The sequence below is a fragment of the Reyranella sp. genome (genome assembly GCF_017305915.1).
Lineage (GTDB): Bacteria > Pseudomonadota > Alphaproteobacteria > Reyranellales > Reyranellaceae > Reyranella.
Genome location: NZ_JAFKJN010000017.1, coordinates 54,805 through 79,415, shown reverse-complemented (window position 1 = coordinate 79,415; position 24,611 = coordinate 54,805). Strand labels below are relative to the sequence as shown.

At 67.1% G+C, this 24,611-nt stretch carries 26 protein-coding genes and 2 tRNA genes; 20 read left to right on the top strand and 8 right to left on the bottom strand.

Features of this window, described 5'->3' with window-relative positions; genetic code table 11:
* The first annotated feature begins 31 nt into the window (after positions 1–31).
* Positions 32–469 (top strand): hypothetical protein, encoded by a 438-nt coding sequence (locus J0J01_RS16565; RefSeq protein ID WP_296382491.1) that lies wholly within the window; start codon positions 32–34, stop codon positions 467–469.
* A 209-nt stretch (positions 470–678) separates the two neighbouring features.
* Here J0J01_RS16565 and J0J01_RS16560 read toward each other — a convergent pair whose 3' ends face one another.
* Positions 679–1,611: a sugar kinase gene (locus tag J0J01_RS16560; RefSeq protein WP_296382490.1), complete on the bottom strand. Its 933-nt coding sequence runs from the start codon at positions 1,609–1,611 to the stop codon at positions 679–681.
* A 49-nt stretch (positions 1,612–1,660) separates the two neighbouring features.
* On the opposite strand from J0J01_RS16560, the gene J0J01_RS16555 reads away from it, so the two are divergent.
* Both J0J01_RS16555 and J0J01_RS16550 read left to right on the top strand, forming a co-directional pair.
* Entirely contained in the window at positions 1,661–3,184 is a 1,524-nt protein-coding gene (locus J0J01_RS16555; RefSeq protein ID WP_296382488.1) for an FAD-dependent oxidoreductase, read from the top strand.
* Between the two features lie 29 nt (positions 3,185–3,213).
* Positions 3,214–5,013 (top strand): IlvD/Edd family dehydratase, encoded by a 1,800-nt coding sequence (locus J0J01_RS16550; protein ID WP_296382486.1) that lies wholly within the window; start codon positions 3,214–3,216, stop codon positions 5,011–5,013.
* Positions 5,014–5,161: 148 nt separating this feature from the next.
* On the opposite strand, the gene J0J01_RS16545 is transcribed toward J0J01_RS16550, so the two are convergent.
* Positions 5,162–5,770 (bottom strand): hypothetical protein, encoded by a 609-nt coding sequence (locus J0J01_RS16545; protein WP_296382484.1) that lies wholly within the window; start codon positions 5,768–5,770, stop codon positions 5,162–5,164.
* Between the two features lie 196 nt (positions 5,771–5,966).
* Here J0J01_RS16545 and J0J01_RS16540 point away from each other — a divergent pair, with 196 nt between their 5' ends.
* On the top strand, positions 5,967–7,070 hold the full coding sequence (locus J0J01_RS16540; protein ID WP_296382482.1) for an SRPBCC family protein: 1,104 nt from the start codon (positions 5,967–5,969) through the stop codon (positions 7,068–7,070).
* On the opposite strand, the gene J0J01_RS16535 is transcribed toward J0J01_RS16540, so the two are convergent.
* The gene (locus J0J01_RS16535) at positions 7,067–7,945 is read right to left on the bottom strand and encodes an SDR family oxidoreductase (RefSeq protein WP_296382480.1); all 879 of its coding nucleotides are present in this window, start codon (positions 7,943–7,945) and stop codon (positions 7,067–7,069) included. The two genes, J0J01_RS16540 and J0J01_RS16535, sit on opposite strands and share 4 nt — an antisense overlap.
* A 119-nt stretch (positions 7,946–8,064) precedes the next feature.
* Between J0J01_RS16535 and J0J01_RS16530 the strand changes: the two genes are divergently transcribed.
* Positions 8,065–8,583, top strand: coding sequence for a cold-shock protein (locus J0J01_RS16530; protein WP_296382478.1), 519 nt, complete (start codon positions 8,065–8,067; stop codon positions 8,581–8,583).
* Between the two features lie 32 nt (positions 8,584–8,615).
* Complete coding sequence (locus J0J01_RS16525) at positions 8,616–9,104, top strand: DUF192 domain-containing protein (RefSeq protein ID WP_296382476.1); 489 nt, start codon at positions 8,616–8,618, stop codon at positions 9,102–9,104.
* Here J0J01_RS16525 and J0J01_RS16520 read toward each other — a convergent pair.
* From J0J01_RS16520 to J0J01_RS16510, 3 genes are read right to left on the bottom strand one after another with little or no spacing between them, the layout of a single operon-like run.
* Positions 9,101–10,762: an SDR family oxidoreductase gene (locus tag J0J01_RS16520; protein ID WP_296382474.1), complete on the bottom strand. Its 1,662-nt coding sequence runs from the start codon at positions 10,760–10,762 to the stop codon at positions 9,101–9,103. The two genes, J0J01_RS16525 and J0J01_RS16520, sit on opposite strands and share 4 nt — an antisense overlap.
* Positions 10,759–11,199, bottom strand: a complete 441-nt coding sequence (locus J0J01_RS16515; protein ID WP_296382472.1) for a DCC1-like thiol-disulfide oxidoreductase family protein — start codon at positions 11,197–11,199, stop codon at positions 10,759–10,761. Before J0J01_RS16515 ends, J0J01_RS16520 begins: the two co-directional genes overlap by 4 nt.
* A gap of 4 nt (positions 11,200–11,203) precedes the next feature.
* Positions 11,204–11,863: a class I SAM-dependent methyltransferase gene (locus J0J01_RS16510; RefSeq protein ID WP_296382470.1), complete on the bottom strand. Its 660-nt coding sequence runs from the start codon at positions 11,861–11,863 to the stop codon at positions 11,204–11,206.
* A gap of 72 nt (positions 11,864–11,935) precedes the next feature.
* On the opposite strand from J0J01_RS16510, the gene J0J01_RS16505 reads away from it, so the two are divergent.
* Positions 11,936–12,301, top strand: coding sequence for a hypothetical protein (locus J0J01_RS16505; protein WP_296382469.1), 366 nt, complete (start codon positions 11,936–11,938; stop codon positions 12,299–12,301).
* On the opposite strand, the gene J0J01_RS16500 is transcribed toward J0J01_RS16505, so the two are convergent.
* On the bottom strand, positions 12,288–12,695 hold the full coding sequence (locus J0J01_RS16500; protein WP_296382467.1) for a DUF2237 domain-containing protein: 408 nt from the start codon (positions 12,693–12,695) through the stop codon (positions 12,288–12,290). The genes J0J01_RS16505 and J0J01_RS16500 overlap by 14 nt on opposite strands.
* A gap of 84 nt (positions 12,696–12,779) precedes the next feature.
* Between J0J01_RS16500 and J0J01_RS16495 the strand changes: the two genes are divergently transcribed.
* The 11 genes from J0J01_RS16495 (at position 12,780) to J0J01_RS16445 (ending at position 22,074) form a co-directional block, all read left to right on the top strand.
* A tRNA-Pro gene (locus tag J0J01_RS16495) sits at positions 12,780–12,856 on the top strand.
* 26 nt (positions 12,857–12,882) lie between these two features.
* A complete protein-coding gene (locus J0J01_RS16490) occupies positions 12,883–13,185 on the top strand; it encodes an ETC complex I subunit (protein ID WP_296382465.1) in 303 nt (100 codons plus the stop codon).
* A 4-nt stretch (positions 13,186–13,189) separates the two neighbouring features.
* Positions 13,190–13,266, top strand: a tRNA-Arg gene (locus tag J0J01_RS16485).
* A 33-nt stretch (positions 13,267–13,299) separates the two neighbouring features.
* Positions 13,300–14,265, top strand: coding sequence for a hypothetical protein (locus tag J0J01_RS16480; RefSeq protein WP_296382464.1), 966 nt, complete (start codon positions 13,300–13,302; stop codon positions 14,263–14,265).
* Between the two features lie 75 nt (positions 14,266–14,340).
* Positions 14,341–16,608 carry a TonB-dependent siderophore receptor gene (locus J0J01_RS16475; protein ID WP_296382463.1) on the top strand — a complete coding sequence of 756 codons (2,268 nt, stop codon included), beginning with the start codon at positions 14,341–14,343 and terminating at the stop codon, positions 16,606–16,608.
* Positions 16,609–16,626: 18 nt separating this feature from the next.
* Positions 16,627–17,310, top strand: coding sequence for a Fe2+-dependent dioxygenase (locus tag J0J01_RS16470; protein ID WP_296382461.1), 684 nt, complete (start codon positions 16,627–16,629; stop codon positions 17,308–17,310).
* A gap of 38 nt (positions 17,311–17,348) precedes the next feature.
* Positions 17,349–17,972, top strand: coding sequence for a PepSY-associated TM helix domain-containing protein (locus tag J0J01_RS16465; RefSeq protein WP_296382459.1), 624 nt, complete (start codon positions 17,349–17,351; stop codon positions 17,970–17,972).
* Positions 17,969–18,727 (top strand): energy transducer TonB, encoded by a 759-nt coding sequence (locus J0J01_RS16460; RefSeq protein ID WP_296382457.1) that lies wholly within the window; start codon positions 17,969–17,971, stop codon positions 18,725–18,727. The genes J0J01_RS16465 and J0J01_RS16460 overlap by 4 nt, the downstream gene beginning before the upstream one ends.
* A 15-nt stretch (positions 18,728–18,742) precedes the next feature.
* Entirely contained in the window at positions 18,743–19,477 is a 735-nt protein-coding gene (locus J0J01_RS16455; protein ID WP_296382455.1) for a MotA/TolQ/ExbB proton channel family protein, read from the top strand.
* Between the two features lie 12 nt (positions 19,478–19,489).
* A complete protein-coding gene (locus J0J01_RS16450; protein WP_296382453.1) occupies positions 19,490–19,906 on the top strand; it encodes a biopolymer transporter ExbD in 417 nt (138 codons plus the stop codon).
* Positions 19,907–19,995: 89 nt separating this feature from the next.
* Positions 19,996–22,074 carry a prolyl oligopeptidase family serine peptidase gene (locus J0J01_RS16445; protein WP_296382451.1) on the top strand — a complete coding sequence of 693 codons (2,079 nt, stop codon included), beginning with the start codon at positions 19,996–19,998 and terminating at the stop codon, positions 22,072–22,074.
* Positions 22,075–22,228: 154 nt separating this feature from the next.
* On the opposite strand, the gene J0J01_RS16440 is transcribed toward J0J01_RS16445, so the two are convergent.
* Positions 22,229–22,564, bottom strand: coding sequence for a DDE-type integrase/transposase/recombinase (locus J0J01_RS16440; protein ID WP_296382449.1), 336 nt, complete (start codon positions 22,562–22,564; stop codon positions 22,229–22,231).
* A gap of 393 nt (positions 22,565–22,957) precedes the next feature.
* On the opposite strand from J0J01_RS16440, the gene xrtJ reads away from it, so the two are divergent.
* Positions 22,958–23,947: an exosortase J gene (xrtJ, locus tag J0J01_RS16435; protein WP_365737267.1), complete on the top strand. Its 990-nt coding sequence runs from the start codon at positions 22,958–22,960 to the stop codon at positions 23,945–23,947.
* Positions 23,944–24,543, top strand: coding sequence for a hypothetical protein (locus J0J01_RS16430; RefSeq protein WP_296382445.1), 600 nt, complete (start codon positions 23,944–23,946; stop codon positions 24,541–24,543). The genes xrtJ and J0J01_RS16430 overlap by 4 nt, the downstream gene beginning before the upstream one ends.
* Positions 24,544–24,611: the final 68 nt, after the last annotated feature.

Here is a 24,611-nt window from a genome sequence, read left to right as displayed (position 1 = left end):
CGCGCGATCTTCACGTCTGCAGGAGGTTTCGATGTCAGAGTCCGATGTCCGTGACGCCAACGGCCGCTTCGTCAAAGGCCATCCTGGCGGTCCCGGCCGCCCGCGCAATCCGGTGGTCAACGCGATCGCCGAGTTCGACCGCCGAGGCATCGAGGTCGCGCAGCGGCTGATCGACGTCATCGAGAAACAGGGTCTGGAGGGCAACCTCCGGGCGGCCGAGATGGTGCTGCAGCGCGTCTGGCCGGTGCGACGCAACCGGCCTATCGAGGTCGTCAATACCGACCCGGACGAGGATGTCGGGCCTTACACGATCGTCGCGCATGGCGCGGTCGCCTCGTCGATGTTGGATGGCGAAATCACGCCGAACGAGGCGCACGCCGCGGCGCGCGTGCTGAAGTTGCTGCAGGAACAGATGGAAGCAGCCGAGAAGGCCAGCGCCGCCATTTCCTACACCGCCGCAAAACCGTGAAAATGGAGAAAAATGGTCGGAAATGGCTGGAAATGGTCGAGCCATCCTCCCCATGGAGGTGTCAGCGTCTTACGCTGACGGAGGGGTCGGAGACGACAGCGCGACGGGGGCCTATGACCCCTCCGTCGCGGGTAGGGCACTTTCGCACGAAGTGCGAAAGTGCCGACGCGCCACCTCCCCATCTGAATGGGGAGGAAAGCCTTGCTCGACTACGCGCTGTGTTTCAGTGCCGCCATCACTGCATCCTTGCGCGGGATCGGCGTGACCGCGCCGTAGCCTGTAGTCGACAGGGCTGCCGCGACGTTGGCGTAGCAGGCCGCTGTCTCCGGATCGTCGCCCTCCAGCAGGCGTGTCAGGAATGCACCGTCGAAGGTGTCGCCGGCGCCAGTGGCGTCGACCGCCTCGACCTTGTGCGGCGCGATACAGACCATGCTGCCTGGGCGGGCGAGCAGGGCGCCCTCGCTGCCCATCTTCAGCGCCACCATCGGCGCGCCGAGCTTCAGGTAGAAATCGGCGATCCCCTCCGGCGCCTGCAGCCCGGTGAGAAGCTGCGAATCGTCGAGGCTCGGCAACAGGATATCGCAGTGGGCGACGGTCGCGTGGATCTTCGCGCGCGCCGTCTCGAGGTCCCACAGGCGCAGCCGCAGGTTCGTGTCGTACGACACCTTCACGCCGGCCTTGCGCGCGACCTCGATGGCGCGGTCGCAGGCAGCGCGCGCGTCGGCGCTGATCGCCTGGCCGATCGCCGAGACGTGCAGCACGCGCGCGCCGGCAATGTAGTCCGCCGGGATGTCGTCGGGCGTCATCAGCGATGCGGCCGAGCCCTTGCGCAGATAGTCGAACTTGTGGCCGCTCGGGCCGTGCGTCACGAAGCTGACGCCGGTCGGCGCCGTCGGATGACGTGTGACCTGCGAGGCATCGAGGCCTTCCTGCTTCCAGAGATCGAGGAAGGCATCGCCCATCCAGTCCTGGCCGAGGCTGGTGAGATAGCCGGCCGTCGCGCCCTGCCGCACCGCCGCGATCGCGACATTCTGCGAATCGCCGCCGAAGCCCTGCAGCCAGGTGCGGCCGTCGCCTTCCTTCGGTCGGTTGAATTCGATCAGCGGCTCGCCGATGGAGACGATGGTGGGAGAGGTGGACATGGCGCCCGAGGTTTCCCATGGTGCCGGTCGTCACTCAAGGGAGGACAAGATGGCTGACGCCGACGCCAAGCCCACCGGCCCCGACCTCGCGCAGGGCATTCCTCTCTCCGATCTGGCCGACGGCGGCATGCTGGTCGGCCATGTCGGCGGCGACGAGGTGCTGGTGGCGCGCCACGGCAAGGATGTCTTCGCGGTCGCGGCGCACTGCAGCCACTATCACGGGCCGCTGGCCGAGGGCCTGCTGGTCGGCGACACGGTACGCTGCCCCTGGCACCATGCCTGTTTCAGCCTGCGCACCGGCGAGCCCCTGAATCCGCCGGCGCTGAGCCCGATCGACTGCTGGTCGGTCGAGCAGCGCGACGGCAAGGTCTTCGTGAAGGACAAGCAGGCGCCGAAATCCATGGCGCGGAAGATGCCGAGCAATCCGCCAGGCCGCATCGTGATCGTCGGCGGCGGCGCGGCCGGCTTCGCGGCGGCCGAGATGCTGCGGCGGCAGGACTACAAGGGCAGCATCGTCATGCTGAGCAACGACGAGGCGGCGCCGGTCGACCGGCCCAACCTCTCCAAGGACTATCTCGCCGGCAACGCGCCCGAGGAATGGATCCCGCTGCGCGGCGACGACTACTACCAGGACAACGGCATCGATTTGCGACTGAAGGCCGACGTCGTGGCGATCGATCCGCGCGCCAAGGAGGTGTCGTTGGCCAACGGCAAGGTGCCGTACGACCGGCTGCTGCTGGCGACCGGTGCCGAGCCGGTGCGACTGCAGCTTCCCGGCGCCGACCTGCCGCACGTCCACACGCTGCGCAGCCTTGCCGACAGCACCGCCATCATCGAGCGGGCCAAGACCGCCAAGCGCGCGGTCGTGATCGGCGCCAGCTTCATCGGGCTCGAGGCCGCGGCCTCGCTGCGGGCGCGCCAGATCGAGGTCCATGTCGTGGCGCCGGAGAAGCGGCCGATGGAGCGCATCCTGGGGCCCGCCATGGGCGACCTGGTGCGGTCGCTGCACGAAGAGAAGGGCGTGATCTTCCATCTCGAGGATTCGCCGGTCGCGATCGAGGCCGGGCAGGTGAAGCTGAAGAGCGGCGGCGCGCTCGAGGCCGACCTCGTGGTCATGGGCGTCGGCGTGCGGCCGCGCACGGCGTTGGCCGAGACGGCGGGCCTCACGGTCGATCGCGGCATCGTCACCGACACGTTCCTGGAGACCAGCGCGCCGGGCATCTTCGCCGCCGGCGACATCGCGAAGTGGCCCGATCCGTACAGCAAGCAGACGATCCGGGTCGAGCACTGGGTGGTGGCGCAGCGCCAGGGCCAGACCGCGGCGCTCAACATGCTGGGCTTCCGCCAACGGTTCGACGCCGTGCCGTTCTTCTGGAGCCAGCACTACGACATGCCGATCAATTATGTCGGCCACGCCGAGAAATGGGACGAGATCGAGGTCGAGGGCGACATCGCCGCCAAGGACTGCCTGGTCCGCTACAAGCTCGGTGGCCGCACGCTGGCTGCGGCATCGATCTATCGCGATGTCGCCAGCCTGCAGGCCGAAGTGGCGATGGAGCGGGAGAGGGCTTAGGGTCCTCCCAAGGAATCGGAGAAAGGCAAATGGCCGACAACAAGAAGAGCAACGGAGCGCGCCGGCTCCGCAGCCGCGAATGGTTCGACGCGCCGGGCGATCCGACCATGGCCGCGCTCTATCTCGAGCGGTACATGAACTTCGGCCTGACCCTGGGCGAGCTCTACACCAGCAACCGGCCGATCATCGGCATCGCCCAGACCGGCAGCGACCTGTCGCCGTGCAACCGCCATCATCTCGAGCTGGCCACGCGCGTGCGCGACGGCATCCGCGATGCCGGCGGCATCCCGATCGAGTTTCCGGTCCATCCGATCCAGGAGACCGGCAAGCGGCCGACCGCGGCGCTCGACCGCAACCTTGCCTATTTGAGCCTGGTCGAGAGCCTGTACGGCTACTTCTTCGACGGCGTGGTGCTGACCACCGGCTGCGACAAGACCACGCCGGCGATGATCACCGGCGCCTGCACGGTCAACATCCCGTCGATCGTCTTGTCGGGCGGGCCGATGCTCGACGGCCACTATGCCGGCGGCCTCGCGGGCTCGGGCACCATCGTGTGGTACGCGCGGCAGGAGCTCGCCGCCGGCCGCATCGACATGAAGACCTTCATCCAATGGGTCGCCGACAGCGCGCCCAGCGTCGGGCACTGCAACACCATGGGCACGGCGCTGTCGATGAACAGCATGGCCGAGGCGCTCGGCCTGTCGCTGCCGGGCTGCGCGGCCATCCCGGGCCCGTATCGCGAGCGCGGCCAGATCGCCTACGAGACCGGCAAGCGCATCGTCGCGATGGTAGAGGAGGATCTCAAGCCCTCCGACATCCTGACGCGCGAGGCATTCGAGAACGCCATCGTCGCGGCGAGCGCGCTCGGCGCCTCGACCAACTGCCCGCCGCACGTCAACGCGATCGCGCGCCACATCGGCGTCAAGCTCGACAACGCCGACTGGGACCGCCTGGGCTACGACATCCCGCTGCTGGTGAACTGCATGCCGGCCGGCGCCTATCTCGGCGAGGCCTTCCATCGTGCCGGCGGCGTGCCGACGGTGATGCGCGAGCTGCTGGCCAAGAACAAGATCCACGGCAACGTCATGACGGTGAGCGGCAAGACCTACGCCGAGACCCTCGAGACGGCGAAGCCGGCCGACGGCGAGGTGATCAAGGCCTACGACAGGCCGATGCTGGGGCATGCGGGCTTCGCCGTGCTGTCGGGCAACCTGTTCGATAGCGCGATCATGAAGACCTCGGTGATCTCGCCGGAGTTCCGCGCGAAGTACCTCGAGAAGCCGGGCGACAAGGACGCCTTCGAGGGCACCGCGATCGTGTTCGAGGGGCCCGAGGACTATCACCACCGCATCAACGACCCGTCGCTGCCGATCGACGAGAACAGCATCCTGTTCATCCGCAACACCGGTCCGGTCGGCTATCCCGGCGCGGCCGAGGTGGTGAACATGCTGCCGCCCGATCGGCTGGTGAAGGGCGGCGTGGTGCTGCTGCCGTGCGTCGGCGACGGCCGGCAGAGCGGCACGTCGGCGAGCCCGTCGATCCTCAACGCTTCGCCCGAGGCGGCGGTCGGCGGCGGGCTGGCGCTGCTCAAGACCGGCGACAGGGTCCGCATCGACATCGGCAAGCGCTCGGCCAACATGCTGATCTCCGACGAGGAGCTGGCCAAGCGCCGCGCCGCATGGAAACCCGACATCAAGGCGAGCCAGACGCCGTGGCAGGAGCTGCAGCGCAAGTTCGTGGGCCAGCTCGCGTCGGGCGCCTGCCTCGATTTCGCGATCGATTTCCAGAGGATCGCCCAGACCAAGGGAGTGCCTCGGCACTCCCACTAAAGCGCGGAGGTTACTTCGCGCGAGGCTAGAGCATATTCCGTTCGGCTGGAATCAGCCGAACGGAATATGCCTGCTGCAACAACAACGCCCGTGCGCGCATTTCCGGACAGATGGAACCGCGAGCGGTTCCATCTGTCCGGAAATCGCTCTAGCGGAAGAGACGCTGCTCGATGATGACGGGCAGGTCGGCGCGGTTGATCAGCACGATCGCCCACGGCGAGGTCGGCGGCCCGGGCGGCGGCCGCGCTCCCGGCGGCGGGGAGGGCATGGTCGAGAATCCCGCTATCGGCGCCGAGAAGTTGTTGGCGACCGGTCCGGAGGAGCCGTAGCCCGGGCCGGCCTGCAGGGCGCGCGAGGTCGGCTGCATCGGCGGCGGCGGTGGCGGCATCGGCGGCGGCTGCGTGCGCTGGGCCATCATGAAGTCGTTGGGGCCGCGCTCCTCGAAGACCAGCATGATGCGGTCGCGGCGGCGCACGGCGGACAGCACGTTGACGCCGTGGCCCGGGCCGCGCTGGCCGAGGAAGATGCCGACGGCGTTGGTCCGGCCGGGCTCGAAGACATCGGGAGCGCGGGCCCCGATGCGGGCCCACAGGCTGCGCCATTCGGCCATGGTGCTGGCCACGACCTGGTCGGGCTGGCGCATATAGGCGTTGGTGCCCTGCCACTGGCGAATTTCGATGGACTGAGCCCACGCTCCTGTCGCGACGGCGGTGAGCGCGACGAGCAGCATCAGACAGAGCGACTTGACCTTGGGCACGCGGGCAGCTCGTTTCCGAACCTGGGCTGATGAAGCAGAGCCTCAAACCACCATCACAGTTTGGCGCAATTGCGGCGGGGCCGGCCAACTCGATTGCTTCGGCGAGGCGATTCCGGGGCACTGATGCGCAAAAGCCACAGTCCTGCAGGTGCCCTGTACGGCCTTGCAGCATATGCTGCGCCGCATGAAAACAGGGATGGACGACCAATCCGTGGCGCAACGGGTCCTGGACCATATCGCCAACGGCACCACCGATACGGGCGATTCGGTTTGGCATGAGCCGGTCGCCAACTACCGCGCGCCCGACCGGCTGCAGGCCGAGCTCGGGGTCCTGCGCCGCGCGCCGACGCCGTTCTGTCCGTCGGCCGCTCTGCCGGAGGTCGGCTCGTTCGTGGCGCGCGAGGCGGCGGGGGTGCCGCTGGTCGTGGTGCGCGGCACCGACGGCGAGGTGCGTGCTTTTCGCAACGCCTGCCGACATCGCGGCATGCAGGTGGCGAGCGGCAGCGGTTGCACGCGCGCCTTCGTCTGCCGCTATCACGGCTGGACCTACAATCTCGAAGGTGCGCTGCGCCACATCCCGCATGAGGCGGGCTTCCCGGGCTTCGACAAGCAGGCGCATCCGCTGGTGCCGGTGAGCGCGATCGAGCGCATGGGCCTGGTGTTCGTTGCGCAGGAGGCGCCGGCGCTCGACGGCGATCCGCTCGGCGGGCTGGAGTGGCTGATCGCGCCGGACCAGCGGCTGTTCGCGACGGCCGAGCGCGACTTCGACGTCAACTGGAAGATCTTCCTCGAGAGCTTCATCGAGGGCTATCACATCAAGTCGACGCATCCCGAGAGCTTCCTGCCCTACGGCTTCGACAACCTGAACGTGATCGACCTGTTCGGCCGCAACAGCCGCGTGACCTATCCGTTCAAGCGCATCCAGAAGCTCGCCACGGTGCCGCCGGCCGAGCGCCGGGTGGACGGGCTGCTGACCTACGTCTACCACCTGTTCCCGAACGTGCTGATCACGGTGCTGTCGCGGCACACCAACGTGGTGATCCTCGAGCCGCTCGCCGTCGATCGCACGCGGCAGCTCACCTACACCCTGACCAACGGCGGCGGCGACGATCCTGCCGCGCTGGCCGAGGCCAGGCGCGACGCCGAGTTCGTCGGCAACACCGGCGCACTCGAAGACCGCGCCGTGGTGCACGCCATCCAGCGCGGCCTCGCGAGCGGCGCCAACGACCACTTCACCTTCGGCCGCTACGAAAGCGCCATCGTCCACTTCCACCGGACGCTGACGACGCTGCTGGCTTAAGAGCGCTTGGCCCGATCGGCGGCGTTGGTCGACTGGATCTGCTCGCGGATGCGGCGCCAGTCGTCCTCGCTGTGGGCCATCAGGTTCGAGAACGTGCCGTTGCCCATGATGCCCATGCCGCCATCGATGGCGATGACCTCGCCGTTGATGTACTCGACCTCGTCGCTCATCAGGAACGCCGCCATGTTGGCGAGCTCGCGCGGCCGGCCGACCCGGCCCAGCGGATTGCGCGCCTTGTAGCGATCGTCGTCGCTCTCCTTCATCGGGTTGAGCCGTGCCCAGGCGCCTTCGGTGGGGAAGGGACCGGGCGCGATCGCATTGAGACGGATGCCGTGCCGGCCCCATTCGACGGCCAGGCTCTGGGTCATCACCGCGACGCCCGCCTTGGACATCGCCGAAGGCACGACGAACGGGCTGCCGGTCCACACCCAGGTGGTGAGGATGCTGATCACGCTCGCCTTGCGCTGCTCGGCAATCCACCGCTTTCCACAGGCGTTGGTCACGTAGAACGTGCCGTGCAGCACGATGTTGGCAATGGCATCGAATGCACGCGGGCTGAGGTCCTTGGTCTGGGAGATGAAATTTCCGGCAGCATTGTTGACCAACCCATCGAGCGGGCCGCCGGCCCAGATCGCGTCCACCATCTCCTCGACTGCAGTAGCGACGCGAATGTCGACGGCGAATGCATCGACTCGACGGCCCGGGAATTTACCCATGATTTCCTGCGCCGTTTGCTCCAGCACGCTGCCGCGCCGGCCGCATATCACAGCGTCTGCACCAAGGTCGACGAAGCGCTCCAACATGATCTTGCCGAGGCCGGTGCCGCCGCCGGTGATCAGGAATCGCTTGCCTTTGAACAGATCGTTCTTGAACACCGCCGCTGCCTCCTCATTCACATCGAGCTTTCGTCTAGCTTACGCACACAAACCTTCTCAAGTGTTGCGCCCGTTCACCGGACTGCTAGGATTTCTCCATAACAACAGGGATCGTTGGAATGACGACCCAACAGGGAGAGCCAAGCGGGGACGTCGGTTCAGTTGAGCTGCGTGGTAAAGTAAAGTGGTTCAACGCCGTGAAGGGCTACGGTTTTCTTGCCCTTGAAGCTGACAATAGCGACGCGTTCCTGCACGTAACGACACTTCGGCAATCCGGGCATGAAGATCTCAAGCCCGGAGCAACGGTAGTGTGCTCAGGCGTGCGCGGCCCGAAGGGCTGGCAGGTCATGAAGGTGCTCAACGTCGATTCTTCGACGGCGGTGAGCGCTGCACCCAAACCACCGCCAACGCCGGAGGGGATCGCCGTCGGCGACTACATCGCCGCACTGGTCAAGTGGTACAACAACGAACGCGGCTATGGCTTCGTCACGCGCGAGGCCACGGACGGCGACATCTTCGTGCATGCAGCCGTACTGCGGCGGCACGGCATGGATTCGCTGGCGCCCGGCCAGAAGGTGATGATCCGCATCGCCGAAGGCCAGAAGGGCCTGCAGGTCGTCGAGATCCGCACCGCTTGACCACGACAGGCCTCGGCGCGCACTAAAGCGCCATGGCGTTCCTAGTCGTATCGCGGCTGCTCAGCCGCCGTTTTGCGTTGGCTGCTCCTCTGACCGTCGCCGCGCTCGCGGCCCGCGCGCAGGAAGCTGATATCCAGTTCAAGCGCTCGTCGCTGGTGATCGTCGCCCACGGGCGGGACATCAAGTTCGAGGTCGAGCTGGCGACCAACGACGCCGAGCGGGCGCGCGGGCTGATGTACCGCAAGCAGCTCGGCCCCTACGAGGGCATGCTGTTCGACTTCTACCAGGAGATGCCGGTCAGCTTCTGGATGAAGAACACGCTGATCCCGCTCGACATGGTGTTCATCGCCGCCGACGGCACGGTGAAGCACGTCCATGCCAACGCCGTGCCGATGTCGACCGACACCGTGCCCAGCCGTTTCCCCGTGCGCGCCGTGCTCGAGATCAACGGCGGCAGCGCGGCGCTGCTCGGCATCAAGCCGGGCGACAAGGTCAAGCACCCGATCTTCGGCAACGCCTAACGGGCTTCGAGCCAGCCCCGATAGCGCACGATCAGCCCGGTCAGGGGATGGCTGATCTCGACATGAAAACGAAAGCGGTCGTCCCCCTCCTCGTAGGACGCCGAGCGCGGGCAGAGCCACATCGGCATCGGCACGCCGAGCACCGTCCAGCCGCGCAGCACGAGATGCATCCGCCCGTCTTCCGGAACCAATGCCATGGCGAAGGTCAGGGGCCCGAAGCGCTCGCACAGCAGCCGCTCCCATCGGCCGCTGCCCAGGTACTGGCGGCTCGAAAATGAGCGGCCATCGAAGGTGCGGGTCCAGGTCTCGCCGTCGTCGGCCTGGGCGAAGTCGACACGCAGCGGCACGTCCTTGCCTGAAGCGGGAAAGCCGATCAGGGCGCCGACCAGGCGGGAGAGCCAGCCGGTGCCGCGCTCGACTTGGGCACTGCCTACGGCGTGCGTTGCTCCGTCGTGCATCGCGCGCACCGCCGCCGGCAGCGCGCCCCAGCTCGCGCCGAGCACTTGCCCGTAGAGCGGCGGCCCGTCGGTTTCGTCGCGAAGGCCGGTCCTGATGGCGCGGCAGGCGAACAACTTGTCGTAGTCCTCGAGCTCGAGGTCGTGCACCGCGGCGCGCGCACCCACGGCGGGCCGCTGCCCTTCCAGCATCCGGCGGACGATGGCCTCGACCGCCATCGACGGGATGAGCGGCCCGTCGTCGCCATCGGCGAGCAGATGCCAGGAGCGGATGACCAGCCGACCTGCCGCATCGACGCCGTCGACCTCTACGAACATGCCGCCGCGATGCTCGCCCCAGCCGACATGGTTGGAGACCCAATGCACCAGCGGCGCCATCGGCAGCAGCGACGGCAGCACCCGCCAGCGCACCAACCAGGCCAGCGCGATCAGCGCGCGATGCAGCGACTCCGGGACGGGGCCCGCGCCCATCCAGATCGTCCGCGCCTCGGGCCAGAGCGGTGCCAGCACCCTGAGGTCGGGAACCTCGACCAGCGAGAACAGGGTGTTGCGCACCGGCACCCGGCCCGGCGGCGCGATGGTGAAGCGCATCTGCTCGGTGAAGGGATAGCCGGTCGCCGACTGGCCGTCGCGGCGCAGGCGGGTCGGCTGTCCGGCATAGCCGGTGATGGCCCGGATCACGTTCTCGCCGACGATGGCGTAAGGCGACGGCGCGATGCCGGCGCGGATCGATTCGACCCGCGCCAGGCCGCTCGCCAGCCGGCGCGTCGCCGCGGCCGTCAGCACGGGAAAGCTCGAGACACCGGACAGGACGAAGATTTGCGCGGCGCGCGCCTCGGCATCCAGGCCCTGGACGCCGTCGACGAACTCGGCGCCGTCGGCGAGGTCGAGATAGGGCACGCCAGCGGCGATGCACGCCTCGATCACCCGGTAGCGCCCTTCGCCATAGGCTTGATAGGGGCCGCTGGCATCGACCAGGAGATCGGGCCGCAGCGTCGCGAGATGACCCGCGAGATCGCCGTTGCGATCGAACACCGCGGGCACGAGCCTGGCCGTGGCGACCTGTTGCGCGCAGAACGCCTTGGCTCGCTCCGGCGAGCGGCCGGCGACGATCAGCTCGAGCCGCGGCTCGTCCTTCAGGAGCTCGACGATGCGGCCGCCGAAGATGCCGTAGCCGCCGACGATCAGGACCCGCAGCATCATGCCAGGAACCGGTCGGTCTCCGCCGGATCGGGCCGGTAGCAGACGGCGCGCCGGCCGAACCAGCGCAGCCGGTTGCGCGCGACGATCTCGTAGAGCCAGTCGCGCACCCTGAGCGGCAGCACGCGCGCGACCGTCATCAGCGACCAGGGAAAGCCCAGCCGCTCGAACACGCGGATCGAGCCCTCCGACTTGAGCCACGCCCGGCCGTCCTCGAGCAGGATGTTGGTCTCGTAGTCGGTCGGATGCAGGCCGAGATGGCGGTAGAGGGCGATACCCAGCGGTGTCTGCGCCGCCAGCAGGCGGAAGCGGCGCGCCCGGTCGTGACGCAGGATGAGCTGCGCGAAGGCGGAGCAGAGCACGCAATGACCGTCGAAGATCAGGACTGGCCGGTCGTCGGCGAACGCCGGCACCGACGGATCTTCGCGCCAGCTATACATGCCGTTAGCGTTTCAACGCAGCGGTCATGCCGTCGCCGACCGCGAACAGGGTGAGGTCGACCCGCTCGTCGGTCTTGAGCTTGGCGTTCAACGCACGGATCGCCTTGGTGTCGGCGGTCTTGTCGTCGCGGTCGATCACCGAGCCGCCCCACAGCACGTTGTCGATCAGGATCAGGCCGCCCTGGCGCAGCAGGGTAAGGCAGCGCTCGTAGTAGGCGTCGTACTCGTCCTTGTTGGCGTCGATGAAGGCCATGTCGAGCTGGCGCGCCAGGCCTTGGGCGAGCAGGCCGTCGAGGGTCTTCAGGGCGGGTCCCACGGTGAGCTCGATCTTGCCGTCGACGCCGGCTTCCTTCCAGTAGCGGCGGCCGATGCCGGTCCATTGCTCGCTGATGTCGCAGCACCACAGCTTGCCGTCGGCCGGCAGGGCCTCGGCGACGCACAGCGCCGAATAGCCGGTGAAGGTGCCGACCTCGACGGCACGCCTGGCGCCGACCGCGCGGGCGAGCAGGGCCATCTGCTGGCCCTGGTGGGCGGAGATCTGCATGCCGGCCTGCGGCAGCTTCGCCGTCTCCTCGCGCAGACGGCTCTTGAGCGGCGTGTCGCGCAACCAGTTCCTGTCGACATAGTCGGCGAGCGCGCCGCCGATCGTGGGCCAGCTTTTCATACGCAATTACCTCGCATGTCATCGCGACTCCGTTGCCGTGTCGGCATCTCGGGTCGACAAGGAGACTTCGACATGACCGACATTGCCACCTTCGTCGACCGCTACGTCAACATCTGGAACGAGCCCGATCGCGAGCGCCGCCGGCTCGCCATCCGCGAACTCTGGCAGGAGGACGCGCATCATCTCGCCCGCACGATCGAGGCCGTAGGCTACGCCGGCATCGAGACCCGCGTCGCCAACGCCTACGAGAAATGGGTGAAGGAGAAGGGCAACGTCTTCCGCCTGCGCGATGGCGTCGACGGCCATCACGGCGCGATCAAGCTGCGCTGGGAGATGGTGCCGGCCGCCGGCGGCGAGGCGATCTCGATCGGCTTCGATTTCCTGGTGCTGGGCGAGGACGGCCGCATCCGCACCGGCTATCAGTTCATAGAGGCGTAGCGGCGTACTTCTTTAGCTCTGCGAGCGGCACGATCTGCAGGGTCACCGCATGGGTGGCCTCGAGCACGACCTGGGGCGCCGAGCCCGCGTCGAGCGCCTCCTTCCAGCGCGCGGCGCACAGGCACCAGCGGTCGCCCGGCTTCAGGCCGGCGAAGCCGTATTCCGGCATCGGCGTCGACAGGTCGTTGCCGGCCGCCTTGGAGAAGGCCAGGAACTCCGTCGTCATGACCGCGCAAACCGTGTGCAGGCCGATGTCCTCGCGGCCGGTATTGCAGCAGCCATCGCGATAGAAGCCGGTCAGCGGCTCGGCGGAGCAGGGCTGGAGCGGTCCGCCCAGCACATTGATCGAGGGCACGCGGCCTGGCCGGCCTTGCTCGGGCGTCTGGTCGAACATGATGACCTACTGTAGCACCCGGAATTTGCGCTTTCGAGGCGGCCTCGCCACTGGTAGAAACCCCGCATCATCAAGTGTTTACGGCGGGGCGTAGCGCAGTCTGGTAGCGCGTCTGCCTTGGGCGCAGAAGGTCGTCGGTTCAAATCCGGCCGCCCCGACCACGCTTCCGCCGAGTAAGTGGAGACCGATGAAGGTTCGCATCTACAAGCCGGCCAAGACGGCCATGCAGTCGGGCGTCGCCAAGACCCACCTGTGGGTGCTCGAGAGCGAGCCGACCCGCAAGGAGGTCGATCCGCTGATGGGCTGGACCGCCTCGCGCGACACCATGCAGCAGGTGCAGCTCCGCTTCGCCACGCTCGACGAAGCCAAGGCCCACGCCGAGAAGAACGGCTGGCAGTACACGGTCGAGATGCCGCGCGAACGCGCCATCAGAGCCAAGGCCTACGCCGACAATTTCGCCTACAATCGCGTCGGCCGCTGGACGCATTGAGCACGACCCCGTAGCTCAACTGGATAGAGCACCTGCCTTCTAAGCAGGATGTTGCGTGTTCGAGTCACGCCGGGGTCGCCACTGCGGGCCCATAGCGGCCAAGCGTAGGATGCCGTGGGTCGCACACTTCTCCTCCTGATCGCCATCGTGGCCACGCTGGTGGTGCTGGGCAGCTGGGACAATCGCCGGCAGATGCAGCGCGTGCTCGACGAGGGCTATGCCACGACCGCGCAGATCGCCGGCGCGCAGTACCAGCGCAAGATGCCGCTCGCCGCCGACGGCTGGCGGCCGCGCTTCGTCGAGCAGGAGCTGTCGGTCGACCTCACCTGGCAGGGCAAGGACGGCAAGACGCATACCTTCCGCAAGGTGCCGATCTCCGACAGCCTCGCCCGCACGATCGTGAACGGCGACCAGGTGCGCCTGATCCCGGTGCCGGTGAAGGTACTGGACGACGAGTCCGCCGTGCCGGTGATCACCTCCGACGCCAGCGCGCGGCTGGCCTCGCTGCAGAGCTGGCTGGCGGCCGCCGGCTACGCGGCCCTCGCGGGCTGGGCGGGCTTCGCGGCGATGACCCTGCTGCCGCGGCGCGGGCGCGGGCGGCGGACCATCACCGCCGCGCCGGCGCAGCCGCTGCCGCCCAAACGCACCTTCGTCGGGCTGGGGTTGCTGGTGGTCGGAGGGTTCCTGGCGTTCAGCGCCTGGTCGGCGGGCCGGTCCGCCGATTCGGTCGCCATGGGTGGGCAGGAGGTCACGGCCGACATCGTCGACGCCACCCCGGCGAAGACGGGCTACAGTGTCCGGCTGGCCTGGAAGGATGGGCAGGGGGCGGTCCATCACTACGGCCCGATCCCGATCAGCGAGGCCTACTGGAACAAGATCACCCAGAACGGCCAGCTCACGGTCCGTCAAGCCACCGTGCGCTACCGCCCGGATGAGCCGCAGGTGCGGCCGTTGATCGTCGACGACGCGCCCGAGCAGCACTGGTCGACCCGGCTGGCCATGGGCGCAGGCCTGCTGCTGATGATGTTCGGCGCCGCCTTCTTCGCCTCGGGCCTGCGCGCACGGCGGAACGTCTCCTAAAAAGTTATTTGCGAACGATTCGCATTCTCCTTATGCAGATGCTAATCATTCGCAGATAGGCGTTTTGGGGGATCGATGAAGAAGCGTCGCGTACCGGCGAAGACCGCCATGGTCGGGTTGCTCATGGCACCTGTCGCCGCCCTGGCTCAGCAGACCGAGGCCCAGGCTCCGGCCGCTCCGCCGCCCGGCCCGGCCACCCAGCCGGCACCGGGGACGACGCCCAATCAGCCGACCCCCAATCAACCGACCATGGCGCCGGTCACCGTGACCGGCACGCGGCCGAGCGACGACTTCGCACCGCCGCCGGCGTCGATCCAGCGCCTGGGCGGTGAGGTCCGCGACATCCCGCAGTCGATCACCATCATCAACAAGGCGCTGATGCAGTCGCAGGGCGCCACCTCGTTCCAGAGCGCCATCCGCAACGTGCCCGGCCTGACGCTCGGCGCGGCCGAGGGCGGGACGATCGGCAACAACATCAACCTCAACGGCTTCTCGGCGCGGACCGACCTCTATCTCGACGGCATGCGCGACCGCGGCCAGTACTATCGCGACATCTTCGCCTACGAGCAGGTCGAGATCCTGATGGGCCCCTCGTCGATGCTGTTCGGCCGCGGCTCGACCGGCGGCGTGATCAACCAGGTGCTGAAGAAGCCGTCGCTGGCCAGGGCGGTCGAGTTCGGCGCCGCGGCCACCACCAACGGACTGACCCGTTTCACCGCCGACGTGAACACGCCGGTCGACACCGACGCTGCGGCGCGCGTTAACATGATGTTCCAGCGCGGCAAGGCCTCGACCCGCGACCTGACCGACGTGATGGACTTCGGCTTCTCGCCGTCGCTCAAGTTCGGCATCGGCGGGCCGACCGAGATCACCCTGACGGGACTGCTGCTGCACAACCACGACAAGGCCGACTACGGCTTCCCGTCGTACAACGGCTACCTGCTGCAGCCGCCTCGCAACAACAACTACGGCCTGAACGACGACTACACCGACACCGACACCGTCATGCTGAACACGACGGTCGATCACAAGTTCAACAAGAACCTCAGCCTGCGCAACCAGACGCAGTTCCTCTATACCGGCTCCAACATTCGACAAACCTCCGGCTCCGCCGTCGGCGTGCTCAACAACGCCGGCGTGTTCACGCCGACCCTGTTCGGCCCGCAGGACGCGTCGGCCCTGTACATTCGTCAGATCAGCCGCGACCGCCGGATCGACGACTTCACCGTGACCAACCAGACCGAGCTGAACGCCAAGTTCGATACCGGCCCGTTCTCGCACAACCTGCTGGCCGGCTTCGAGATCGACTACGACAGCTACCGCAACCAGGGCCTCACGCGAACCGGGCGCTGCAACAACGTCGTCCAGGCCGCCGGCATCGTCGGCTGCGTGCCGACCGGCTTCACGACCGCCAACTCGAATGCCCTCGGCCAGACCTACGGCAACCTCGCGACCGGCGAGGCCTGGGCCTTCGCGCCGTACATCAACGACACCATCCAGGTCCTGCCGGAGGTCAAGCTGGTGGGCGGCGTGCGCTTCGATTCCTATTGGGCGCAGATCGGCAACTCGATCAACCTCGCCAACACGGCAGGCAGCACGGCGACGCCGTACATGCAGCAGCAGATCAACTTCGTGAGCGTCCGCGCCGGCGCGCTGTATCAGCCGGACAAGGTGCAGACCTACTATTTCTCCTACAGCACTTCGTTCAATCCCTCGCTCGAGCAGCTCGTCTCGACGACCGGCTCGACCGCACCCTTGCCGCCGGAGCAGAACGAGGCGTTCGAGGTCGGCGCCAAGTACGACTTGTTCAACGGCGGCCTGTCGCTGAACGGCGCGCTGTTCCAGATCACCAAGCAGAATGCGCGCACGCAGAATGCCGACGGCACCTACAGCGCCCAGGGCACCGTTCAGGTCAAGGGGGCCCGGGCCGGCATCGCCGGCCGCATCACCCCGGAATGGCAGGTGTGGGGCGGCTATACGCTGCTCGACGCGCGCATCACCAACGGCATCGGCGTCAACACGACGGGCATGATCCCGCTCAACACGCCGCGCGATTCCATGACGCTGTGGACGACCTACACCTTCGACAAGGTGTGGGAGATCGGCGGCGGCCCGACCTATCAGGGCCTGCGTTACGCCAACAACACCAACACGGTGATCGTGCCGGACTACATCCGGCTCGATGCGACCGCGGCCTACAGGCAGGACAAGTACGACGTCCGTCTCAACGTCTTCAACCTGACGAACGCCTACTACTTCGAGCAGGTCATGGCGTCGGACGGCGGCCGCGGCGTGCCGGGGTCGGGTTTGACCGCCATGCTCAGCCTGAACTACCGGATGTAGGAAGCCAGTGAACGAACCATGCTGGTCTGCATCCCCAATGTCCTCGACGCCGCGCAACTGGTCAGCCTGCGGGAGCGGCTCGATCGCGCCAATGCGTGGGTCGATGGACGGGTGACGGCGGGCTACCAGGGCGCGCCGGTCAAGTTCAACCAGCAGATCGACGAGCGCTCGGAAGTGGCGCTCGCGTGCCAGCGCATCGTCGTGCCGGCGCTCGAGCGCAACCCGCTGTTCATCAGCGCCGTGCTGCCCAACGTGATGTATCCGCTGATGTTCAACCGCTACGGCGAGGGCATGACCTTCGGCGCGCATATCGACGGCAGCGTGCGCATCCATCCGCACGACGGACGCAAGATCCGTACCGACGTGTCGGCGACGCTGTTCCTCACCAATCCCGACGACTATGACGGCGGCGACTTGATCGTCGAGGACACCTACGGCCGCCATGCGATCAAGCTGCCGGCGGGCGACATGGTGGTCTATCCGGCCACCAGCCTGCACCAGGTGACGCCGATCACACGCGGCGTGCGGACCTCGTGCTTCTTCTGGGTGCAGAGCCTGATCCGCGACGACCAGCAGCGCGCCTTGCTCTACGACATGGACGGCGCTATCCAACGGCTCAACCAGACCAATGCGGACGAGGCGGCCCGCCGATCGCTGATCGGCTGCTATCACAATCTCGTACGGCAATGGAGCGAGACCTGATGGTCGACGCTTCGGCTGGGAAGCTGGGGAGCCTGCGGGTGAACCGCAGGCTCGCCTTCGTACGCTGGGTGCGCAAGGCCCACGGCTGGTTCGGCCTGTGGGGCGCGTTGCTGGGGTTGATGATGGGCACGAGCGGAGTCTGGCTCAACCATCGCGCGACGCTGAAGCTCGAGCTGCCGGGCCAGCAGCAGATGAACGCCCAGCTCGCGCTGCCCGATCCCGCGCCGGCGACCGCCGAGGCGATGGCCGCCTGGCTGCAGGATGCGCTCGAGCTCGATCGCGGACCCAACACCATGCGCGTCGAGCGGGCCCGTCCGACGCCGTGGGATCGCAAGCTGACGCAGCCCGAGCGCTGGCAGTTCAATTTCGGCGGCCCCAACCGCGTCGTGCAGGTCGAGTATTGGGCCGGCAACAAATCGGCCAGCGTGCGCACCACGAGCAACGGGCTCATCGCCACGCTCACCAACCTGCACAAGGGCGTCGGCATGCCGATCCCCTGGATCCTGCTGATCGACACGCTGGCCGGCAGCCTGATCTTCCTGTCGCTGTCGGGCGTCATCCTGTGGTGGGAGACCAACCGCCAGCGCAAGCTCGGCGTCGCGATCTTCGCCGTCGCCGTCACCACGACGGTCGGCCTCGCGCTGTGGCCGGTGCAACCATGATATCGCCGGCCGAATATGCGCCGGCGCGGCATGACGACGGCGATGCGCCGTACCGCGAGCCGCTGTCGACGCGCGCCAAGCTCGGCGTGCTGGCGGCTGTGGTGTTCTTCCATGTCGGCGGCGCCTGGGCGCTGATGGAGATCCAGCCCACCCGGATCGAGATCGGCGAGGCGGCTTCGATGGAGGTGCGCATGGTGCCGGCCGAGCAGCCGCCGGCGCCGCAGCTCGACACGCCGCCGCCCGAGGACACGCCGCCGCCCGAACCCGAGCAGATGCGGCTCGATACACCGCCACCGCTCGACACGGCGCCACCCGAGGTGCCGATGCTCGAGGCCATGGTCTCGCCGCCGCAGCCGGACATGCCGCCGCCGGAGTTCAAGATGGCGCCGCCGCCCAAGCCCAAGCCGCCGCCGCCCAGGCCGCGGCTGCCGGCCCCCACGGCGGAGGCCACGCCGCAACCTGCGGCGCCCGCGGCACCGGCCAATGCGGCGCCGATTCCGGTCGAGCAGCTCGGCTATCTCAATGCGCCCAACCCGGTCTATTCGGTACGCTCGCGCCGCGCCGGCGAGAAGGGCACGGTGACGATGCGGGTCGTGGTCGATCCGACCGGCCGGCCGGTCGAGGTCAGCCTGTCGAAGTCGTCCGGGCACGCCGCGCTCGACGAGGCGGCCCTCAGCGCCATGCGCGCGGCACGCATCAAGCCGATCGGCAGGCTGATCGCCGTCACCGCGTCGATTACGTTCAATCTTCAGTGAGAGTACAGGTGACGCATGAATGACACCTCCGCTTTGGGCTTCGGCCACTTCCTCGCCAACGCCGACATCGTCGCGAAGGTGCTGCTGGTGGTGCTGGCGCTGATGTCGGCGATCTCCTGGTACCTGATCGTCTACAAGGGCATCAGCCAGGTGATCCGCCAGCGGCGCAGCAAGAAGTTCCTCGACTTCTTCTGGAGCGCCACCTCGCTCGAGGCGGTGCAGAACGAGCTCAGCGTGCACGGCGTCAAGGAGCCGTTCGGCCATCTCACCGCCCATTCGCTGCACGCCCAGCAGCATCACGAGAAGTTCGGCGCCGGCAAGCTCGAGGAGGCGGGCAGCGAGCAGGAGTTCCTGACCCGCACCATCAAGAAGGTGCTCGACGAGGAGACCACCCAGCTCGAGAACGGCCTCACCATGCTCGCCACCATCGGCGCGACGGCGCCGTTCGTCGGCCTGTTCGGCACGGTGTGGGGCGTCTATCACGCGCTGGTCGCGATCGGCATGTCGGGCTCGGGCATGCTCGACAAGGTCGCGGGGCCGGTGGGCGAGGCGCTGATCATGACCGGCATCGGCCTCGCGGTCGCGCTGCCGGCGGTGATGGGCTACAACTGGCTGACGCGCTCCAACCGGGTGCTGACGGCCAAGCTCGATGCCTTCGCCTTCGAGCTCTTGACCTTCCTGTCGACCGGCCGCGCCCTGCAGGGCCGTTCGCTGCGCGCCGGCGGCGTCGCGCTCAGCGCCGTCAAGTAAGCGGAGTCCGTCATGGCTTTCGGAAGCTTCGACCGCAAGAACGCCAACGGCCCGATGGCCGAGATCAACATGGTGCCGTTGATCGACGTCGTGCTGGTGCTGCTGGTGATCTTCATCGTCACCGCGCCGCTGCTGACCCATGCGGTCAAGCTCGACCTGCCCAAGGCGAGCTCCAATGCCGACATCCAGAAACCGGAGAAGATCGAGTTCGCGATCAACGCCCAGGGCGCGCTGTTCTGGAACGGCGAGCGCATCACCCGCGAGGAGGCCGCCGCCAAGTTCGCCGCGGAGGGCCAGAAGCGGCCGCAGCCCGAGGTCTATCTGCGCGCCGACCAGGGCGTGGTCTACCGCTACGTCGCCGAGACCCTGGCCGACGCCGCCAAGGCGGGCTTGAGCAAGGTCGCCTTCGTCAGCGAGCCGGTGAAGTAATCTTCCTCCTCCCCCGTCGGACGGGGGAGGGTAGGGTGGGGGAGAGCCACAGACATGACGCTAGCCTTCCCCCTCCCGGCCTCCCGCGTATGACGGGGGAGGTGAAAGACGTGCAGCCCACAACAGCCGCGCCGGACGACGATCCCTACCTCTGGCTGGAGGAGGTCGAGGGCCGGCGCGCCGACGCCTGGGTCACCGGGCAGAACGCCCGCACGCTGGCGGCCTTCGCCGGCGCAGGCGTCGAGCAGGATGCCGCGACGCTTGCGGCGATCTTCGACCGGCCCGACAAGATCGCGTTGCCCGGCCGGCGCGGGCCCTGGCTCTACAACTTCTGGACCGACGCCGCGCATCCGCGCGGCCTGTGGCGGCGCACTCGCCCCGAGAGCTTCGCACGCGACGCGCCCGAGTGGGACATCCTGCTCGACCTCGATGCGCTGGCCGCGGCCGAGGGCGAGGACTGGATCTGGAGCGGCGCCGGCACGCGTCCGCGCAAGCACGACCGCGCCATGGTGCGGCTGTCGCGCGGCGGCAGCGACGCCGTCGTGCTGCGCGAGTTCGACATCGGCACCAAGACGTTCCTGGCCGACGGCTTCGTGCTGTCGGAGGCCAAGGGCCACGTCACCTGGATCGACGACGACACCCTGCTGCTCGCCAGCGCGCACGGTGGCGAAGTCACGAGCTCGGGCTACGCCCGCACGGTGCGGCTGTGGCGGCGCGGCACGAAGCCGGAGCAAGCGCCGGTGCTGTTCGAGGTGCCGGCCAGCCACATGTCGGCATCGGGCGGGATCGATCGCACCGATCCCGGGCAGCCGATCTGGTTCTACGACGTGGTCGGCTTCTTCGACATCGAGGTCTGGCGCGACAAGACCAAACTCGACATGCCGACCGGCGTGCGGATCGACACCGAGCACGGCTGGCTCGCGATCAAGCCGCGCAAGGACTGGACGGTCGGCGGCCGGACCTGGCCGGGCGACGGGCTGCTCGGCATCCGGCTCGACGCCTTCCTGGCCGGCGACCGCAATTTCGCGCTGCTGTTCGAGCCTCAACCGCGCCGCGTGCTGGAAGGGTTCACCTGGACCGCCGGCCGCCTGATCCTGTCGATCGCCGACAACCTCGCGCCGGTGTTCGAGGTGCTGACGCCCGGCGAGACCTGGACGCGCACCGCGCTGGCCGGGCTGCCGCGCATCGGCGTGGTCGGCGTCTGGTCGATCGATGTCGAGCCGTCCGAGGCCGACGGCACCTTGCTCGCGAGCGCACAGGATCCGCTGACGCCGGCCTCGCTGATGCAGATCGCGCCCGGCCAGGCGCCGGTCCTGCTCAAGCGCTCGCCCGTGGTGTTCGATGCCGCGGGTCTGGTGGTGACGCGGCACGAGGCTGTATCCGTTGACGGCGAGCGTATTCCCTACGTGCAGACCGGGCCGGCCGGCGAGACCGGCGACGCGCCGGTGCACATGACCGGCTATGGCGGCTTCGGCGTCACCTCGCGGCCGTACTACAACGCCTCGATCGGCAAGCTCTGGCTGGAGCGGGGCGGCACCAGCGTGATCGCCAACATCCGCGGCGGCGGCGAGTTCGGCGTGCCCTGGCACGAGGCCGGGCGCGGCGCGGGCAAGCGGCTGACTCACGACGACTTCGCCGCGGTCGCGGCCGACCTGGTGCGGCGCGGCGTCACCCAACCCCAGCGCATCGCGGCCGAAGGCGGCAGCAACGGCGGCATCCTGATCAGCAACATGATGACGCGCTATCCCGAGCGCTTCGGGGCGCTGCTCTGCACCATCCCGCTGATCGACATGCGCCGCTATAGCAAGCTGCTGGCGGGCGCGAGCTGGATCGCCGAGTACGGCGACCCGGACAAGCCGGAGGAGTGGGCGTGGCTCGCCACCTACTCGGCCTATCACCAGGCCGAGCCGGGCAAGGCCTATCCGCCGATCCTGTTCGCCACCACACGGCGCGACGACCGGGTGCATCCCGGCCACGCCCGCAAGATGGCGGCCAAGCTGCAGGCGATGGGCTACGCGCAGGCCTGGTTCTACGAGCCGCCGGCCGGCGGCCACGGCTACGGCAAGGACAACAAGGAGCGGGCGCAGTTCATCGCGCTCGGCACCGCCTTCCTGCGCAAGAACATCGGCTGGCGGCCGGACGGATCCAGCCGCGGCATGGACGCCTAAAACGCTGCAGGGTCTGCATTTCAGGCCCGAGTCCACAAATCTAACCCCACCCCCGGGCTGGACGCTTTTGGACGCGCTGGACGCCTCAGTGCAGATTGTTCCGGGCGTCAGCCGTTGCGGACGCCGACCGTGACCGTGGCGATTCCGGTGCCGGTCAACAGGCCGCCCCCGGTGCGGTCGACGATCCGGAGCGCCCGCGGGTGCTGGCCTGCAGGCATTGCCGCTCGAGCAGCACGCGGTATTTCTCGCAGGCGTATTGGGTGCTTTGATCGGAGTGATGGATCGTGCCGCGCGGCGGTCGTCGTTCGGCCAGCGCCCGCTGAAAGGCCTGGATTGCCTGAATGGTGGCGTGCATGTGAGCGGTGATCGCCCAGCCCACGGCCTTGCGGCTGAGCGCGTCGAGCACGACGGTCAGATACAGCCAAGCGGCTCCAGGGGGCCTTCCACTGGCCGACGGTGCAGTCGGACTGTGCGAATTTATTCGCGACATGGAAGTCGGCGATATCCCGATGCGTCCGCGAAGCGCATGGCGAGATTTCTGAGGACACTACAATCAGAGCGTGCTATACATAAAACAGGAGCAAAATTGGGGGGGGCGAGCAACATGATCGCTTTTCGTAAGATATTTGCGGCCACATGCGGCGTCGTTCTTGCAACCGCGGCAACGGTTCCATCCGCCCACGCTGAACTCATCCTTTCGCCAGAGGATCCGTCCGCTGTCCTGGGGCTTGTAGCGGCTGCCGCGGCGGCGTCGCCCTACATTTATTCGCGAGCACGTACCTTCCTCACCCGAAAGCCCAGAAAGGATTAACCCTGGTCTGACCGTACGCTGGCGCGTTACGGCAGATCACGTTCGACTGAAGCCGGCTTTGCCGGCCGCTTCATGATCCTTTTTGAGCGTCAACTCCAGGGCGAGATGGCATCGATCAACGAAAGGAAAGTGTTGCCTCCTTCGACAAGCCCTGTGCGGCCTCGGAAGGAAAGCGACGTATGGCAATGGAGCGCATTCGCAGCGTGCTGCGGTGGAGCGGCTTGCTTTTCGTTTCAGCTGGCTGGCCTTTGGCATATGTGGACAACAGACGGCCTGAGGTCGATTGGCATCCTCAGTATTCCAATCAGCCTTGTTCTGTCGTGGCGGGTTTTGCGCCGATGCCCGTGGGGAAATGGCAGTTGGTGGGGGCTCGCGCTCATGGCCCTTTCCATGGCTTTGGGACTGGGATTATCCCGCATTTCAGGGCGAGTAGGCTACGTCGCCCAGAATGTCGGACTGATCAACTTCGTTCCGTCAGGCCTGCTGCTCTTCCTCTATGCCAGCGGTGCTGTCGTCTTTCTGTGGGGAGTCGCTGCCTGGAGAAGGGCGGCATTTCCCATCGCGTTGCTGTTGCTCGTCAATCCGCTGCCGCTGGTCAACACCATGGTCGACCTGCCGTTGCAGCAGTTGGGGGCGCGGGTTGCGTGGGCGTTCGCTCGTTTGCTCGGCGTCCCCATCAACGGCGATCCCGAAGATCTGTGGCTCTACTTTGCACCGGGCTTCGGAATGTTCATTGCACCGGCCTGCAACGGACTGAGAAGCGCCGTAACGCTGGGATGCGTCGCCCTGGTAGCGGGATATCTGTATCGTCTCACGATCGCTGCGCACGCCCTCTACATCATAGGAAATGTTCTCTTCGCTTTCGTGCTCAATGGAGTGCGATTGTGTGTCCTGGTCGTGCTCAACGCGGTGTCACTCCACGTTCCCTTCCTTTATCGCGCTCTCGAGCGGGAAGCAGAGTGGATAGACTATATACTCTACATACCGATGTTCTTTGTAGCTGGCCTTTTCATGTTCGGAATAGCCCGCCGCCTAAGGCAGTCTGGTAGGCGGCCTGTATGAAGAAGCGCGCGATTGCAGCGATCCTCGTCGTGATCATCGGCGCAGGCATTGACGAACTACTCCCTACGGTGCGTTCAGACACGTCCCGTTTTCAGGGGCAACTGCCTGAAGAGGTTGGCCCCTTTCGGCTTAGCGAGCAAAAAGACTACGAAGGAAATATATGGGGCACCTATGTCGGCCTTGGCGGCTACCTTGCCGACCACGTGATCAGCTACGGCACGGCAAGGCCGCATGATGCCGTGGATTGCTGGCAACTTCACAGCAAATCGCCTGTTTGGCACGAACTCAGAACGCTGCGGACCGCGAGTTCGGCCGCAATCTTCGACGTCGCGATATTCTTGGACAAAGGAACGAAGAAGCGACTGATTGCCTCCACGTCGTGTGACATTGAAGGGTGTCGCCAAAGTTATGCTGGGAATGGCTGGAGGTGGCCTACAGTCGAATCGCTTGGCCTCGTTCTCAAGCCGCCGACGCCGGTAGCGATCTCGATCGTAGGCCCTCCCAACTCTGAGATCGACGCCCTTGTCAGCCAGTTCGACTCGTTCGTTGCTGGCCTCGATTTGGCTCACGTCACGACCTCCTCGAATCGCCGTTAAGACCAGTTGTCCGGCAGGAGCCTCGGTTACCGGCTCAGTCTTCTCGGTCTTCCGTCATGCCACCGTGT